This window comes from Citrobacter sp. MGH106 (assembly GCF_001037495.1).
In the GTDB taxonomy this organism is placed as follows: Bacteria; Pseudomonadota; Gammaproteobacteria; order Enterobacterales; family Enterobacteriaceae; genus Citrobacter; species Citrobacter murliniae.
Window position 1 is genome coordinate 2,786,407 of record NZ_KQ089822.1, and the last position, 15,798, is coordinate 2,802,204.

Sequence of the window (15,798 nt, forward strand, 5' to 3'; positions counted from 1 at the left end):
GACTAACGTAGTGAAGAAATATGTTGATCTTTGAAGGTAAAGAAATCAGTACCGATAGCGAAGGCTATTTAAAAGACACTACAGAATGGAGCGAACCGCTGGCAGTTGTCATTGCTGAGAATGAAGGCATCACCCTTTCGGCTGAACACTGGGAAGTGGTGCGTTTTGTGCGCGATTTCTATCTGGAGTTTAATACTTCTCCGGCAATCCGCATGCTGGTAAAAGCGATGGCTAATAAGTTTGGCGAAGAGAAAGGCAACAGTCGTTATCTCTATCGCCTGTTTCCCAAAGGTCCGGCAAAACAGGCGACAAAAATCGCAGGCCTGCCAAAACCGGTAAAATGTATTTAATAACGAATACTAAATCCCTTTAGTTCGTCGCCAGGGCGATGCGGTTCACTGAGAACCCGGTCTACCCTGGCACTGCGTGGCCCACCGGCTTTTAACCACTTCATCAGTTGTTCCACCTGCTGGCTTTCACCACAGGCGACAATCTCTACGCTGCCATCATCCATATTCTTCGCATACCCGGTTAATCCGAGTCGCTGCGCTTCATGCTGCGTCGTATAGCGAAATCCCACTCCCTGTACCCGACCGTGTACCCAGGCAATGATGCAGACTTTCGACATGGAGGTTCTCCCTCTTATTGTAAATGGGCATACTTTCACACTGTAAATGTGAATACCATTAACGTACCTGCTTCGGCAGACACCCGTAATGCTGGCGGAATCTTGCCGTAAATCTCGAACCAGACATATAGCCACAGCGTATTGCAATCTCACCAATCGGTAATTTCGCCGACTGCAACTGAGAAAGAGCGTATGACATACGTACTTCCTCGACAATTTGTCTATAGCTCTGTGATTCCTGCTGTAGCCTTCGACGTAATGTAGAGGTGCCCATCGCTAAACGACCGGCAATTTCATCTGCTGTCCATAGCTTAGCAGGCGACAACATAATGAGTTGCCTCACCTGTTCCGCCAGCTTAAAACTGCGCTCAATCAGAAGTGGTCCGGCAGCTCCTTCATGTAAGAGAGCCAGAAGTAATCCCATCGCCTGATGTTCCTGTAGTTTTACCGGCAGGCCCTGACGCACAGCATCCAGCAAACTCGCCCACATAAACGCCAGGCTATGGCTCATTGGTGTACATAACGATCTTAGCTTCGCGGGGGGATAATCCTGCACATACGAACTTTTAAATCGCGTAATGATCTCAGGCGAGAGTAGCAACAAATCTGAACGAAAAGCCCCCTGTGCGGGTTGATTGATAATCTCAAGACAGGAATCTGCAGGGATAATAAGCAATTCGCCTGTGCCGGCAACCAGACGGTTATCATCCTGGATGATGACTTTACTACCGTGAGTGATGTGACATATCGCCGCAGAAAAAAGCTTAACACGATGCAAGCGGTGCAGTTGGCTGGAGTTTACCTCTGCCGCGGTAAGCACATTATGTTTGAAATATACGTCCTGCACCGTGTGTCCCTCAGTTTATCTTCCGTATGTGGCCGTTAATTCAGCTTTAGCGATGACATGGCTGTTAAGCATAAAACCCACCAGCGCACCGCTCGCATTACTATCGATGGGCAACATTTCCGTATTCAGCGCCCACACGGTGAACTGGTAACGATGAGGTTTATCGCCTGCAGGTGGGTAGGCACCGCCAAATCCAGAATAACCGAAATCATTCCTCCCCTGAATAGCCCCTGCGGGTAACTTATCTTTTCCAACGCCAGATGGAAGAGTCTGAACGTGTGCTGGAATATTCACCACCGTCCAGTGCCACCAACCACTTCCTGTTGGGGCATCTGGATCAAATAACGTAATGGCATAACTTTTGGTCCCGGCTGGCGGGTTTTGCCAGCTCAGTTGTGGCGAGATATTCTCACCATTACAGCCAAAACCATTAAAAATCTGTTTCTGTGTTAATTGAAGGTTATCTGTAATATCCGTACTGCTAATACGGAACGCTGATGCCGCAGTTACATTAAAACTTATCGCCGTTATCGTCATGGCTAGCAGAGAAGAGACTGTTTTCATTGTGTTTCCTTAACCATATGAAGAAATATCAATGTAATGGTTATGCTTTAAGGAAACTGTGCTGCTGTGATTCCATTTTGTGCTGAAATGCTCGCAACCATACTCTGATGATTGCCCCCTTCATCTGTGCTACCCTACGCGCCATTTTGTTTTAACGGTATCAGGTTGGTTCTCATCCAGCCCGCATCGCTGTTTGTGAGAGGTTGCTCCGCATGACTGAATCTAAATTTCCGCAATATCCCCGCATGGTGTTAGCTAAAGGGCGCGAAAAATCATTACTTCGCCGCCATCCATGGGTATTCTCCGGTGCCGTCGCACGTATTGAAGGCAAAGCCAACCTTGGTGAGACCATCGATATTGTTGACCATCAGGGTAAATGGTTAGCACGCGGTGCATATTCTCCTGCATCACAGATCCGTGCGCGTGTCTGGACATTCGACAAATCTGAATCCATTGATACTGATTTCTTTGTCCGTCGTCTGCAACAAGCGCAGAAGTGGCGCGACTGGCTGGCGAAGAAAGACGGGCTGGACAGCTACCGTCTGATTGCCGGTGAATCTGATGGGCTGCCCGGTGTCACCATTGATCGCTTCGCTAACTTCCTGGTTCTGCAACTGCTCAGCGCAGGGGCCGAATATCAACGTGCCGCACTGATTAGCGCCCTGCAGATAGTTTTCCCTGAATGCGCCATTTATGACCGTAGCGACGTTGCCGTACGTAAGAAAGAAGGTATGGAGCTTACGCAGGGACCTGTTACCGGCGAACTGCCCCCTGCTCTGCTGCCAATCGAAGAACACGGTATGAAGCTGCTGGTTGATATTCAGCGCGGTCACAAAACAGGTTATTACCTGGATCAACGTGACAGCCGTCTGGCGACGCGTCGCTACGTCGAAAATCAGCGCGTTCTGAACTGTTTCTCTTATACCGGCGGTTTTGCCGTGTCGGCATTAATGGGGGGATGCAGCCAGGTCGTGAGCGTTGACACCTCCCAGGAAGCGCTCGACATCGCCAGACAAAACGTTGAACTGAATAAACTGGATCTGACTAAAGCCGAGTTTGTGCGTGATGATGTGTTCAAACTACTGCGAGCCTATCGCGATCGCGGAGAGAAATTTGATGTCATCGTGATGGATCCGCCGAAGTTTGTCGAAAACAAAAACCAGCTGATGGGCGCCTGTCGTGGCTATAAGGACATCAATATACTGGCTATTCAGCTTCTGAATCCTGGCGGTGTGCTGCTGACATTCTCCTGCTCCGGCCTGATGACCACCGATTTATTTCAGAAAATCATCGCTGATGCCGCAATAGATGCTGGTCGTGATATACAATTTATAGAGCAGTTCCGTCAGGCCGCCGATCATCCGGTGATCGCTACCTACCCGGAAGGGCTGTATCTGAAAGGGTTTGCCTGTCGCATCATGTAACTTGAAAAGTGGAATATTACCCTTACATAAAGGGTATCTATTTCCCGGGAGGTGACTATGATTGCCAGCAAATTCGGTATCGGCCAGCAGGTCCGCCATTCCCTGTTAGGTTACCTCGGAGTGGTCGTGGATATCGACCCGGAATATTCGCTTGATGAACCGTCACCCGATGAGTTGGCGGTAAACGACGAACTTCGCGCCGCTCCCTGGTATCACGTGGTGATGGAAGATGATAATGGCCTGCCAGTACATACGTATCTGGCGGAAGCACAGTTGAGCAGTGAGCTACAGGAAGAGCATCCGGAGCAACCCTCAATGGATGAACTGGCGCGGACAATCCGCAAACAGCTTCAGGCTCCACGCCTGCGCAACTGATTTTAGCACTTGCCCGATGACGCTTCGTTTATCGGGCTTACGCGTCTTATCCGGCCACGAACCGCAGGCCGGATAAGTAACGCGCCATTCGGCAATAACACAGGCTTACTTCGCCAGCCCGAGTCGAGGGATCTCAATTGCCGGACAACGATCCATCACCACCGCCATACCGGCATCACGTGCCAGCACAGCCGCCTGTTCATTGATCACCCCTAGCTGCATCCATAAAGTTTTCGCCCCAATGGCAATTGCCTCCTGCGCAACGCCCCAGGCTGCTTCTGAATTACGGAAGACATCCACCATATCCACTTTCTCAGGTACATCTGCAAGGGTCGCATAGCCCTGCTGTCCCAGCAGCGTTTTCCCGGCAACCTTGGGTGAAACGGGGATAACGTGATAGCCCTGATCGAGCAAATATTTCATCACCCGGTAGCTAGGGCGCTCGGGTTTATCACTCGCGCCCACCAGCGCAATCGTACGGGTGGATGTCAAAATGCCAGCAATATCGGTCTCTTTCATTATCTTCCTCCAGGCTGTTTTGCAAAGTGTACGACAAACCTGACGTTGCAACCATTCATCCCATACTGGCGCATGAGAGCTAAACTGACAAATATGTCTATATGTTAGTAAACATGATTACCGAAAAATTTTGATACATCTTACTCAGGCATTTTCTGGACAGGAGAAACCTATGAGAGCCGGCATTGTGACAGTCTTGATTGCCCTGTGTTTGCCGGTAACCGTTTTGGCCACCTCACTACGTTTGTCTAATGATATTGATCTACTGGTACTGGACGGAAAAAAGGTCTCAAGCTCATTACTGCGTGGTGCCGACAGTATTGAGCTTGAGAATGGCCCCCATCAGCTTGTTTTTCGCGTAGAGAAAACTATCCGCCTGTCCAGCCATGAAGAACGCCTCTATATTTCCCCACCACTGGTCATCAGCTTTAATACTCAAATGGTCAGTCAGGTTAATTTTCATCTTCCGCGCCTGAGCAACGAGCGTGACGCAACACATTTTGATAGCGCCCCGCGCGTCGAATTGCTTGACGGGGACTCCATGCCCATTCCAGTGAAACTGGATATTATGGCGATCACTTCAAAGGCAAAAATCGTGGATTATGAAATTGAGACTGAGCGCTATAACAAAGCCGCCAGGCATGCCTCGTTACCGCAATTTGCCCCCATGATGGCAGATGACAGCTCATTGCTCTCCGGAGTTTCTGAACTGGACCGGGTTCCGCCTCAGTCGCAGACACTCACCGAGCAGCGTTTAAAATATTGGTTTCAGCAAGCCGACTCACAAACGCGGAGTAACTTTTTGCAATGGGCGCAAAAACAGCCACCTTCATGACATTTATGTTTATATACGCATTTTTTTTGTCTTTCTCTTGCAGCGTCAAGTGCTTCCAGTACTCTGTAACGAGGTTAACTTGGGAGCTGTACTATGGAATTGACGACTCGCACTTTGCCAGCGCGCAAGCATATTGCGCTGGTTGCACATGATCACTGTAAACAGATGTTGATGAGCTGGGTAGAACGCCACCAACCGTTGCTGGAAAAACACGTTCTCTACGCGACAGGAACGACAGGAAACTTAATTCAACGCGCTACTGGTATGGATGTAAATGCTATGCTGAGCGGCCCAATGGGCGGCGACCAGCAGGTGGGCGCGCTGATCTCTGAAGGGAAAATCGATGTGCTGATCTTCTTCTGGGATCCGCTCAATGCCGTCCCTCACGATCCTGATGTAAAAGCCCTATTGCGCCTGGCCACGGTCTGGAACATTCCGGTCGCGACCAACGTTTCTACCGCCGATTTTATCATCCAGTCGCCAAACTTCAGCGATGCGACAGAAATCCTGATCCCGGATTACGCCCGTTACCTGGCAGAGCGCCTCAAATAATCGTCAGGCAGGCGGTACATGCCGCCTGCTTATCAGGGTTTTCTGCTTACCGGTACATCCAGTTGTTTAAGTTCATCGACAAAACACGACGGCGTGTCTTTGTTAAACAGTAACCATACCCGATGCCGCGCACGTGTTAGCGCCACGTACAGTAACCTTCTCTCTTCTGCATCAGGGAAGTCTTCAACAACAGGAAGCAACGCCTCTTCCATAATTGACTCGCGAGCCGGCGCCGGAAAACCATCATTTCCTTCATGCAGTCCGACGACAATAACGTAATCTGCCTGCTGCCCTTTACTGGCATGGATAGTCATAAATTCAAGCTGTAGCCTGGGCCAGCGAGTAGCCGCTTTTTCCAGACTGGCGGGTTTTAGATGATGGTAACGCGCCAACACCAGAATTCGCTCTTCAGCTTTCGCAAATCCAGAAAGCTTATCCAGCAATAAATCCAGCTGACTTTCCTCCAACAGCGTCACCGCTTTTTTATCCCCTGACGTCAGGCTGTTGAGCGGTTTCGCAAGCTGATGTGGGTTTTTTTGGATAAACCGGTTTGCGACCTCGCCAATGCGGCTATTAAAACGGTATGTAGTATCCAGGTCACAGCGATCACCCTCGCCAAAGGTATGATGGAATGCGGTAGTCAACGAAAGCTGCGCGCCGCTAAAACGATAAATCGCCTGCCAGTCATCCCCCACCGCAAACAAAGTGGTCTGCGAGTTTTGCTTACGTAATGCAGCCACCAGAGCGGCACGCTGTGGGGAAATATCCTGAAATTCATCGACCAGAATATGTTTCCAGGGGCTGATAAAGCGCCCCTTTTCCAGAATGACAATTGCCTGATGGATCAACCCGGAAAAATCGACAGCATTTTCTTCCTTCAGAGCTCCCTTCCAGGCCTTAAGCAGCGGCGCCATCAGTTTAATGCGTTTACTGAACAGATCGCGAATTTCCTCCGGGGCATTGGCAATCATTTCAGCCTGCGCTCCGCCATGCATGCGCATAAGTCCAACCCAACGATCTAATCTTGTGGCCAAACGACGCTGCAACTTTTCGTCGTCCCAAAAATTGCCCTCAGGCACAGTCCACTGCATCTCCTCTTCTAACCACTGCCGCCAGCCTTTGGCCTGCGCCTTTTTCTCGCTGCACTGCTGACGCCAGGTGGTGATAAAGAGTTTATGCCGCGCGGCAGTATCGTTTTCAAGCTTACTTACCGTTGGAACTTTTTTACTGCCCTGCTGAATGATATGTAGCGCCAGCGAGTGAAACGTCCGTGCGCTGATCTCTTCTGTATGCAGTCGCTCGCGGATACGATCATCCATCTCCTGGGCTGCTTTGCGACCAAAGGCTAACAGCAGAATCTGTTCAGCAACGGCTTCCCCCTGCATCAACAGCCACCCAGCGCGAGCCACCAAAACAGAGGTCTTGCCGCTTCCGGCTCCCGCGAGCACTAACAGTGATTTCTCACCATTTACTACCGCTCGCGCCTGGGCCGCATTCAGCGGCGAGGATTCGATATGTGCAAAGAACTCAGCATGCTCCGCCAACATTGCGTCGGTATACGCCTGATTATGTTGTAAACGACACACTTCAATGTCCTTCAACCAGGCCTGACATTGTCGTAATGCCTCACGACAATTATCAAATTCTTCTAATCGATTAACCGGTAGAGGCAACGCGGCAAAGGCGCGGCGGATCTGCTGTTGTAACCCAGAGGTTTGATCACGCGTCAGCCATTTATTCTCCCCGGTACGAACGGCTATCGCCTGCAGTTGCTCCTGCAAAACACCGGCTGCCACTTCGCTCATCTCCTGGCTCCACTGCTGCCAGAGTGTATTCAAATGGTGATGGAAACGCTGAGTTTCAGCCCACTCTGTACCGTGCAGGCGTACAACCTTATCTTCCGGAAGCACAAACTCCAACTCCCCCCAGACAAGGCCTCGTTTGCAATGTATAGCCAGTAACTGATTGAATGGAATAAGATACTCATGACGATCGCCGGAAACCTTTATCCCGGCATTGAGAATAACGGCTCGATCGTAAGGGTGTTGCGCCAGACGTTTTCCAAGAGAAGTTGCTTTCAGTTCCATAAGACTTACGCGGATCCACACGAAGAGGTTTACTTATCAGTGTAACCGCCAGAGAAAACGTGCTCCAGCCCAAAAAAACGTTACAATTGCCAAATTCACTGAAAACCAGAGTTAACCGAGAGTTTATGCGTACTGTTCTGAATATTTTAAATTTTGTGCTGGGCGGGTTCGCCACTACCTTAGCCTGGTTACTGGCTACGCTGGTCAGTATCGTGCTTATTTTCACCCTGCCCTTGACCCGTTCGTGCTGGGAGATAACTCGCCTCTCATTGTTCCCTTTTGGCAACGAAGCGATTCATGTTGATGAACTCAACCCAGCAGGTCAAAGTGTACTGATGAATACCGGCGGGACATTACTCAATATTTTTTGGCTGATTTTCTTCGGTTGGTGGTTGTGCCTGATGCATATTGTCTCCGGTATTGCCCAATGCATTACGATTATTGGTATTCCTGTAGGCATTGCGAACTTTAAGATCGCCGCGATTGCACTCTGGCCCGTCGGACGTCGCGTGGTGTCAGTAGAAACTGCCCGCGCAGCTCGCGAAGCCAATGCGCGTCGCCGCTTTGAATAATCAGGACGCATGGTCTTTATGTTAAGTCCTCTGCTCAAACGCTATACCTGGAACAGCACCTGGCTGTATTACGTGCGGATATTCATCGCGCTTTGCGGCACAACGGCTCTGCCCTGGTGGTTGGGCGACGTAAAACTCACTATCCCACTCACACTGGGCATGGTTGCTGCTGCGCTTACCGATCTGGACGATCGTCTTGCGGGACGACTACGCAATTTGATCATTACGCTGATCTGCTTCTTTATTGCCTCTGCCTCCGTCGAACTGCTCTTCCCCTGGCCATGGCTTTTTGCCATTGGATTAACCATCTCCACCAGCGGATTTATTCTGCTGGGTGGATTAGGCCAGCGTTATGCGACAATCGCCTTTGGGGCATTGCTCATCGCGATTTATACCATGCTGGGGACTTCACTCTACGATCAGTGGTATCAGCAACCGATACTTCTGCTCGCTGGCGCCATCTGGTACAACCTGCTTACGCTGACCGGACATCTCTTGTTCCCGATTCGCCCCCTGCAGGATAATTTGGCTCGTAGCTACGAACAATTAGCGCACTATCTGGAGCTGAAATCGCGTCTTTTCGATCCTGATATCGAAGATGAAAGTCAGGCACCGCTCTATGACTTAGCGCTGGCCAATGGGCAACTAATGGCCACGCTAAACCAAACTAAAGTGTCATTACTGACCCGCTTGCGCGGTGACCGAGGGCAGCGGGGAACACGTCGTACACTGCATTATTATTTTGTGGCACAGGATATCCACGAGCGCGCAAGCTCCTCGCATATTCAATACCAAACGCTGCGCGACCATTTCCGTCACAGCGACGTGATGTTTCGCTTCCAGAGATTAATGTCAATGCAGGGACAAGCCTGCACACAGTTGTCGCGCTGTATTATCTTGCGCACCCCATACCAGCACGATCCACACTTTGAACGCGCCTTTACGCATATAGACGCCGCACTCGAGCGTATGCGCACTAACGGTGCCCCTTCAGATCTGCTCAATACACTGGGATTTTTGCTCTCAAACCTGCGTGCCATCGACGCACAGCTGGCTACCATTGAGTCCGAACAGGCTCAGGCAATCTCGCGTAATGAATCAGAAAATCAGCTTGCTGATGACAGCCCACATGGTTTCAGCGACATCTGGTTGCGTCTGAGCCGTAATTTCACACCTGAATCCGCCCTTTTTCGCCATGCTATCCGCATGTCACTGGTGCTCTGCATCGGTTACGCCATTATTCAGATCACTGGAATGAACCATGGGTACTGGATCCTGCTGACCAGTCTGTTTGTCTGTCAGCCTAACTACAACGCCACCCGCCATCGCCTGGCACTAAGGATTATCGGCACACTAGTGGGAATAGCCATCGGCTTGCCCATTTTGTGGTTCGTTCCCTCACTTGAAGGGCAACTGATACTATTAGTGATTACTGGCGTGCTCTTTTTTGCATTTCGCAACGTACAGTATGCTCATGCAACTATGTTTATCACTCTGTTGGTACTGCTGTGCTTTAACCTGCTTGGCGAAGGTTTCGAAGTCGCCCTGCCACGCGTAATTGATACGCTGATCGGCTGCGCAATCGCCTGGGCGGCCGTCAGTTTTATCTGGCCAGACTGGCGTTTTCGTAATCTGCCACGAGTAATTGAACGAGCAACTGACGCTAACTGTCGCTACCTCGACGCTATTCTCGAACAATATCATCAGGGTCGTGATAATCGGCTCGCATACCGTATTGCCCGACGTGATGCACATAATCGCGATGCTGAGCTTGCGTCCGTAGTGTCGAATATGTCGAGTGAACCTGACGTCACAGCGCAAACGCGGGAAACAGCATTCCGCTTGCTGTGCCTCAACCATACTTTTACCAGCTATATTTCGGCTCTGGGTGCACACCGGGAACAACTGACCAACCCGGACGTTCTGGCGTTACTGGATGATGCCGTCTGCTATGTAGATGATGCGCTTCATCATCAGCCAGCTGATGAGCAACGCGTATACCAGGCACTTGAAGGTCTGAAGCAACGGATTCAGCATCTTGAACCGCGCCCGGACAGTAAAGAACCGCTGGTCGTTCAGCAAGTTGGGTTATTGATTGCATTGCTACCGGAAATCAGGCGACTCCAGCAGCAAATTGCCGCCTTGCCGTCTAATACTCCAGTTCCGGAGTAAGTGAGCGTACCCACTCAACAAGCTCCTGGCGACGAATCGCCGGGAGCGCCGCCTCATGGACCCCGCCAATCGCCCCTTCGAGGGCATAGAGTATTTTCACTGTCAGAGCAGGATTAATCTGCCGTAATTTAAGCCAGCACATTTGAGCTCCCAGCATACGCAATGTACTTTCATCGTTAACACCCGCTTCGTTAAGCAGAGTCTCGAGATGAAATGTCATGTTCGGCAGCTCTCTCAGGCGGTGTTGCAAAAAGCGGCTCTGTTTTTCCTTCACTGCTGCATCCAGCGAAAACTTCGATAAAGACACCAACTGTTGTTGGTTTCGCCACAAAGCATCGTCCACCTTGTAGTAATTGAGAATAACCGGTCGTCCGCGCTTCATAAACGTCAGCCAGACTGGCGAATGTTTTACACAGTACTGTACGCTCTGCTCACAAGCTCGAAGGTACAACTCACCGCTGGCGACCATTGCAAAGACCGTATCCTCAACCGTTAGACTGTAGCTACCAAACAATGAGCGATAGCGAATCGTCCCCAAAGAGGCCAGGCATTCTTGTGATTTATAGATCTTGTCATAAGAGAGCTTTTTCATAAAAATCCTTTTAAATCATAATATAAGAGAATGATTTGCAGTAGCGGATCCGTTAATGACGAAAATAGGCAACTTATTCTCAGGGAGCAAGATGAATTTTGTTTTTGCTGTTATGACAGCGAAAAATTGCGAACCAGTTTCCGAAAATAAAGTTGATCTTTATGGATAGCAGGGTTACTGTATATCCATACAGTAACTCACAGGGCTGGATTGATTATGTACACTTCAGGCTACGCAAATCGTTCTTCGTCGTTCTCTTCCACATCAAGCAATATTGCGCGCGTTTCTTCAGAGAACGTTACCGCCGGGCTTATCAGTGAAGTGGTCTATCGCGAGGACCAGCCCATGATGACGCAATTACTGCTGCTCCCCCTGCTTCAGCAATTAGGGCAGCAATCGCGCTGGCAGCTTTGGCTTACACCTCAGCAAAAATTGAGCCGTGAATGGGTACAGTCTGCAGGGCTGCCTTTAACAAAAGTCATGCAAATTAGCCAACTCTCACCGTGCCATACGTTGGAGTCAATGGTTCGCGCTTTGCGAACAGGCAATTACAGTGTGGTAATCGGCTGGCTGACCGAAGAATTAACGGAAGATGAACATACTGAACTGGTAAAAGCTGCAGATGAGGGAAATGCGATGGGATTTATCATGCGTCCTGTTCGTGCGCAGTCTCTTGCCGGGAGACAGCATTCTGGGCTAAAAATTCACTCGAATTTGTATCATTGAGTAAAATTAGGAATTATCCTGGAATTTTTTTTCATGTCCAAATTCGACTTTGAGCTTTAACACTTTTTTTGTGAGAACGCCTGTGTGAAGCGGTTTCCGCGATGTTTGCAGTACAATTAATCATCCATAAATGTTAAATATTGTGTATACAAGCTTTTTTTTTTCATATGCCTGACGGAGTTCACACTTGTAAGTTTTCAACTACGTTGTAGACTTTACATCGCCAGGGGTGCTCGGCTTAAGCCGCAGATATCGGTAGAGTAACTATTGAACTGGTCCCCGGGTGAAGGATTTAACCGTGTTATCTCGTTGGAGATATTCATGGCAAATTTTGGATGATAACGAGGCGCATAAAATGAAAAAGACAGCTATCGCAATTGCAGTGGCACTGGCTGGTTTCGCTACCGTGGCGCAGGCCGCTCCGAAAGATAACACTTGGTACACCGGTGCTAAACTGGGCTGGTCTCAGTACCATGATATCGGCAACAACCAGATCAACAACGCTGGTCCTACCCATGAAAGCCAACTGGGTGCTGGTGCGTTCGGTGGTTATCAGGTTAACCCGTACGTTGGTTTTGAAATGGGTTACGATTGGTTAGGTCGTATGCCGTACAAAGGCTACACCGACTCTACTCATCAAAACGGCGCTTTCAAAGCTCAGGGCGTTCAGCTGACCGCTAAACTGGGTTACCCAATCACTGACGATCTGGACGTTTACACTCGTCTGGGTGGTATGGTTTGGCGTGCAGACGCTAAAAACAACGAAGGCTTCAAAGACCACGACACTGGTGTATCCCCAGTATTCGCTGGCGGCGTAGAGTATGCAATTACTCCTGAAATCGCTACCCGTCTGGAATACCAGTGGACCAACAACATCGGTGACGCGAACACCGTTGGTGGTCGTCCGGATAACGGCCTGCTGAGCGTTGGTGTTTCTTACCGCTTCGGCCAGGGTGAAGTAGCTCCAGTAGTTGCTCCGGCTCCGGCTCCGGCTCCAGAAGTACAGACCAAGCACTTCACCCTGAAGTCTGACGTTCTGTTCAACTTCAACAAAGCAACTCTGAAACCAGAAGGCCAGCAGGCTCTGGATCAGATGTACAGCCAGCTGAGCAACCTGGATCCGAAAGACGGTTCCGTAGTGGTTCTGGGCTTCACTGACCGCATCGGTTCTGACGCTTACAACCAGGGTCTGTCTGAGAAACGTGCTCAGTCCGTTGTTGATTACCTGATCTCTAAAGGTATTCCTTCTGACAAAATCTCTGCACGTGGTATGGGCGAATCCAACCCGGTTACTGGCAACACCTGTGACAACGTGAAAGCTCGCGCTGCACTGATCGACTGCCTGGCTCCGGATCGTCGCGTTGAGATCGAAGTTAAAGGCATCAAAGACGTTGTAACTCAGCCTCAGGCTTAAGTTTTCGTCTTATAAAAAAACCCCGCTATGCGGGGTTTTTTTTATCTGAAGAACACCATTGCTCAACACATTGAAAATATCATTGCCTACTCTTTTCCCAACAATGCCTGCAAATCCTGTTTCAACGTGGACATTTTGTTGGCGTACTTCTCTTTATGCTCTGCATCCTCAATCAGTTGCACGATCGTTTCTGAAAGCGTTTTGCCGCGCCGTTGCGCAAGTCCGGCTAATCGCTGCCAGACGATGAACTCCAGATCGATAGATTTCTTACGCGTATGCTGATGTTCAGCATTAAAATGCCGTTTACGCCGCGCCCGTATAGTCTGTTTCATACGATTTTGCAGCGCAGAGTTCATGTGTTCATCAATCCAGGCATTGACCCGAACCGGCTCATTCTCGAGGGTTAGCAACAAATCAACGGCTTCTTCGGCAGCGCTGGTTTCCACGTAACGGGTAATCAACTCCCCCTCACGATGCTTCTTCACCAGGTACTTCCATTTCCAGCCGCTTTCAAGGTTTTCAAGTTGTTGATATTTCATTGCGATCTCAATGTTACCGTGTAACTCTTATCAGAATATCAGCTTTTTGGGCATCTGAAGAAAAGAATATCCAGCCTGTGAACTGTCGCGCGTCATCGCATCTGTTTAGCCGTGCTTTCCGCGTGTGCAGTGCTGACGGTTACGGTATAATCTCGTTTTTTACAACAGACTAAAAAACATCAACTTTGACCATTACGAAACTTGCATGGCGTGATCTGGTTCCTGATACCGACAGTTATCAGGAAATATTTGCACAGCCGCACGTCACTGACGAAACCGACACCTTACTCAGTGATACTCAGCCACGTTTACAATTTGCGCTAGAGCAGCTTCTTCAGCACTGGACGACGTCCTCCTTTATGCTGGTGAAAGCGCCGGAAGAGCTTGAGTATCTCAATCTTATTTCATCAGCTGCACGCACATTGCACATGGATGCCGGAAGCCTGACCGGGGGTCACTACGATATCTCTGGCCACACTATTCGTTACCATGAAGCAGAAAATGCAGAAGACAATTTTGCGACCTTAACTCAGGTGGTAAATGCTGACTGGGTTGAAGCCGAACAACTGTTTGGCTGCCTGCGCCAGTTTAATGGCGAAATTACCCTGCAACCGGGTCTGGTACATAAGGCCAACGGCGGCATACTGGTTATCTCATTACGCACGCTTCTGGCTCAACCACTGCTGTGGATGCGCCTGAAAGCCATTGTCAGCCACGAGCGCTTTGACTGGGTGGCCTTTGATGAGTCTCGCCCACTTCCTGTCTCCGTTCCTTCTATGCCGCTTAAAATGAAAGTGGTGTTAGTGGGAGAGCGCGAATCACTGGCAGACTTCCAGGAAATGGAGCCGGAACTGGCAGAGCAGGCAATTTATAGCGAGTTTGAAGATAATTTGCAGATAGTGGATGCCGAAACCATGACGCAATGGTGTCAATGGGTGACGCATACCGCCAGACGCAACGCTCTGCCTTACCCCGCCCCTGATGCCTGGCAGGTATTGATCCGTGAAGCTGTTCGCTACACCGGTGAGCAGGATACTTTGCCGCTTAACCCACTGTGGATCATCCGACAGCTTAAGGAAGTAGCTCCTTTATGCGATGGGGATACTTGCAACGCCGAACAATTCAGCCTGATGCTTGCACAGCGCGAATGGCGGGAAGGTTTTCTCGCCGAACGTATGCAGGATGAGATCCTGCAAGAGCAGATCCTTATCGAGACTGAAGGTGAGCGTATTGGTCAAATCAATGCCCTGTCAGTGATTGAATTTCCGGGTCATCCACGCGCATTTGGTGAACCGTCACGTATCAGTTGCGTCGTTCATATTGGCGATGGCGAATTTACTGATATCGAGCGTAAAGCCGAGCTTGGCGGAAATATTCATGCTAAAGGCATGATGATAATGCAGGCTTTCCTGATGTCGGAGCTGCAGCTTGAACAGCAGATCCCGTTTTCTGCCTCACTGACTTTCGAGCAATCGTACAGCGAGGTGGATGGCGACAGTGCATCAATGGCAGAGCTGTGCGCGCTGATCAGCGCTCTCGCAGATGTGCCTGTAAATCAAAGCATTGCGATCACCGGCTCTGTTGATCAGTTCGGCCGTGCACAGCCTGTCGGTGGCCTGAATGAGAAAATTGAAGGCTTCTTTACTATCTGCCAGCAGCGTGAATTAACCGGTACTCAGGGTGTCATTATTCCTTCAGCCAACGTCAGGCACCTGAGTCTACAACCAGCTCTGCTACAGGCCGTTGAAGAAGAAAAATTCACTATTTGGGCGGTGGACGACGTGACCGATGCGCTGCCGCTTTTGTTAAATCTTGTGTGGGATGGTGAAGGCCAGACAACGCTGATGCAAACTATCCAGGAGCGCATTGCCACGGCAACGCAACAGGAAGGTCGTCATCGTTTCCCCTGGCCGCTACGTTGGCTGAATGCATTTATTCCGAACTGATCGGAC

The 15,798-nt window shown here is 49.9% G+C and carries 17 protein-coding genes; 10 read left to right on the forward strand and 7 right to left on the reverse strand.

What is annotated here, in order from left to right:
* The first annotated feature begins 20 nt into the window (after positions 1-20).
* Positions 21-350, forward strand: coding sequence for a sulfurtransferase TusE (tusE, locus tag SK36_RS13150; RefSeq protein WP_045441362.1), 330 nt, complete (start codon positions 21-23; stop codon positions 348-350).
* Here the strand turns inward: tusE and yccX are convergent.
* From yccX to SK36_RS13165, 3 genes are read right to left on the reverse strand one after another with little or no spacing between them, the layout of a single operon-like run.
* Positions 347-628, reverse strand: coding sequence for an acylphosphatase (yccX, locus tag SK36_RS13155; RefSeq protein ID WP_045441361.1), 282 nt, complete (start codon positions 626-628; stop codon positions 347-349). The two genes, tusE and yccX, sit on opposite strands and share 4 nt — an antisense overlap.
* Positions 629-686: 58 nt before the next feature.
* Positions 687-1,475: an AraC family transcriptional regulator gene (locus SK36_RS13160; RefSeq protein ID WP_048221741.1), complete on the reverse strand. Its 789-nt coding sequence runs from the start codon at positions 1,473-1,475 to the stop codon at positions 687-689.
* Between the two features lie 15 nt (positions 1,476-1,490).
* On the reverse strand, positions 1,491-2,039 hold the full coding sequence (locus SK36_RS13165) for a YbhB/YbcL family Raf kinase inhibitor-like protein (protein ID WP_048221742.1): 549 nt from the start codon (positions 2,037-2,039) through the stop codon (positions 1,491-1,493).
* Between the two features lie 212 nt (positions 2,040-2,251).
* Between SK36_RS13165 and rlmI the strand changes: the two genes are divergently transcribed.
* Together rlmI and hspQ are read left to right on the forward strand one after the other, a co-directional pair.
* Positions 2,252-3,463, forward strand: a complete 1,212-nt coding sequence (rlmI, locus tag SK36_RS13170; RefSeq protein WP_048221743.1) for a 23S rRNA (cytosine(1962)-C(5))-methyltransferase RlmI — start codon at positions 2,252-2,254, stop codon at positions 3,461-3,463.
* A 57-nt stretch (positions 3,464-3,520) separates the two neighbouring features.
* On the forward strand, positions 3,521-3,838 hold the full coding sequence (gene hspQ / locus SK36_RS13175) for a heat shock protein HspQ (protein WP_045441357.1): 318 nt from the start codon (positions 3,521-3,523) through the stop codon (positions 3,836-3,838).
* Positions 3,839-3,943: 105 nt separating this feature from the next.
* Here hspQ and SK36_RS13180 read toward each other — a convergent pair whose 3' ends face one another.
* Positions 3,944-4,357 (reverse strand): CoA-binding protein, encoded by a 414-nt coding sequence (locus tag SK36_RS13180; RefSeq protein ID WP_045441356.1) that lies wholly within the window; start codon positions 4,355-4,357, stop codon positions 3,944-3,946.
* Positions 4,358-4,529: 172 nt separating this feature from the next.
* Between SK36_RS13180 and csgI the strand changes: the two genes are divergently transcribed.
* Both csgI and mgsA read left to right on the forward strand, forming a co-directional pair.
* On the forward strand, positions 4,530-5,192 hold the full coding sequence (gene csgI, locus SK36_RS13185; protein WP_045441355.1) for a curli synthesis inhibitor: 663 nt from the start codon (positions 4,530-4,532) through the stop codon (positions 5,190-5,192).
* A gap of 93 nt (positions 5,193-5,285) precedes the next feature.
* Positions 5,286-5,744, forward strand: a complete 459-nt coding sequence (gene mgsA / locus SK36_RS13190; protein ID WP_045441354.1) for a methylglyoxal synthase — start codon at positions 5,286-5,288, stop codon at positions 5,742-5,744.
* Between the two features lie 32 nt (positions 5,745-5,776).
* Here mgsA and helD read toward each other — a convergent pair whose 3' ends face one another.
* Positions 5,777-7,831, reverse strand: coding sequence for a DNA helicase IV (gene helD, locus SK36_RS13195; RefSeq protein WP_048221744.1), 2,055 nt, complete (start codon positions 7,829-7,831; stop codon positions 5,777-5,779).
* 125 nt (positions 7,832-7,956) lie between these two features.
* On the opposite strand from helD, the gene SK36_RS13200 reads away from it, so the two are divergent.
* Positions 7,957-8,403, forward strand: coding sequence for a YccF domain-containing protein (locus SK36_RS13200; protein ID WP_045449541.1), 447 nt, complete (start codon positions 7,957-7,959; stop codon positions 8,401-8,403).
* Between the two features lie 18 nt (positions 8,404-8,421).
* Entirely contained in the window at positions 8,422-10,575 is a 2,154-nt protein-coding gene (yccS, locus tag SK36_RS13205; RefSeq protein ID WP_048222742.1) for a YccS family putative transporter, read from the forward strand.
* On the opposite strand, the gene SK36_RS13210 is transcribed toward yccS, so the two are convergent.
* Positions 10,553-11,167, reverse strand: coding sequence for a TfoX/Sxy family DNA transformation protein (locus SK36_RS13210; RefSeq protein ID WP_045441352.1), 615 nt, complete (start codon positions 11,165-11,167; stop codon positions 10,553-10,555). The two genes, yccS and SK36_RS13210, sit on opposite strands and share 23 nt — an antisense overlap.
* Before the next feature lie 216 nt (positions 11,168-11,383).
* Here SK36_RS13210 and sulA point away from each other — a divergent pair, with 216 nt between their 5' ends.
* Both sulA and ompA read left to right on the forward strand, forming a co-directional pair.
* Positions 11,384-11,893, forward strand: coding sequence for an SOS-induced cell division inhibitor SulA (sulA, locus tag SK36_RS13215; protein ID WP_045441351.1), 510 nt, complete (start codon positions 11,384-11,386; stop codon positions 11,891-11,893).
* Between the two features lie 355 nt (positions 11,894-12,248).
* Entirely contained in the window at positions 12,249-13,307 is a 1,059-nt protein-coding gene (gene ompA, locus SK36_RS13220; RefSeq protein ID WP_045441350.1) for a porin OmpA, read from the forward strand.
* 86 nt (positions 13,308-13,393) lie between these two features.
* On the opposite strand, the gene matP is transcribed toward ompA, so the two are convergent.
* On the reverse strand, positions 13,394-13,846 hold the full coding sequence (matP, locus tag SK36_RS13225; RefSeq protein WP_045441349.1) for a macrodomain Ter protein MatP: 453 nt from the start codon (positions 13,844-13,846) through the stop codon (positions 13,394-13,396).
* Positions 13,847-14,031: 185 nt separating this feature from the next.
* On the opposite strand from matP, the gene SK36_RS13230 reads away from it, so the two are divergent.
* Positions 14,032-15,792, forward strand: a complete 1,761-nt coding sequence (locus SK36_RS13230; RefSeq protein ID WP_048221745.1) for an AAA family ATPase — start codon at positions 14,032-14,034, stop codon at positions 15,790-15,792.
* Positions 15,793-15,798: the final 6 nt, after the last annotated feature.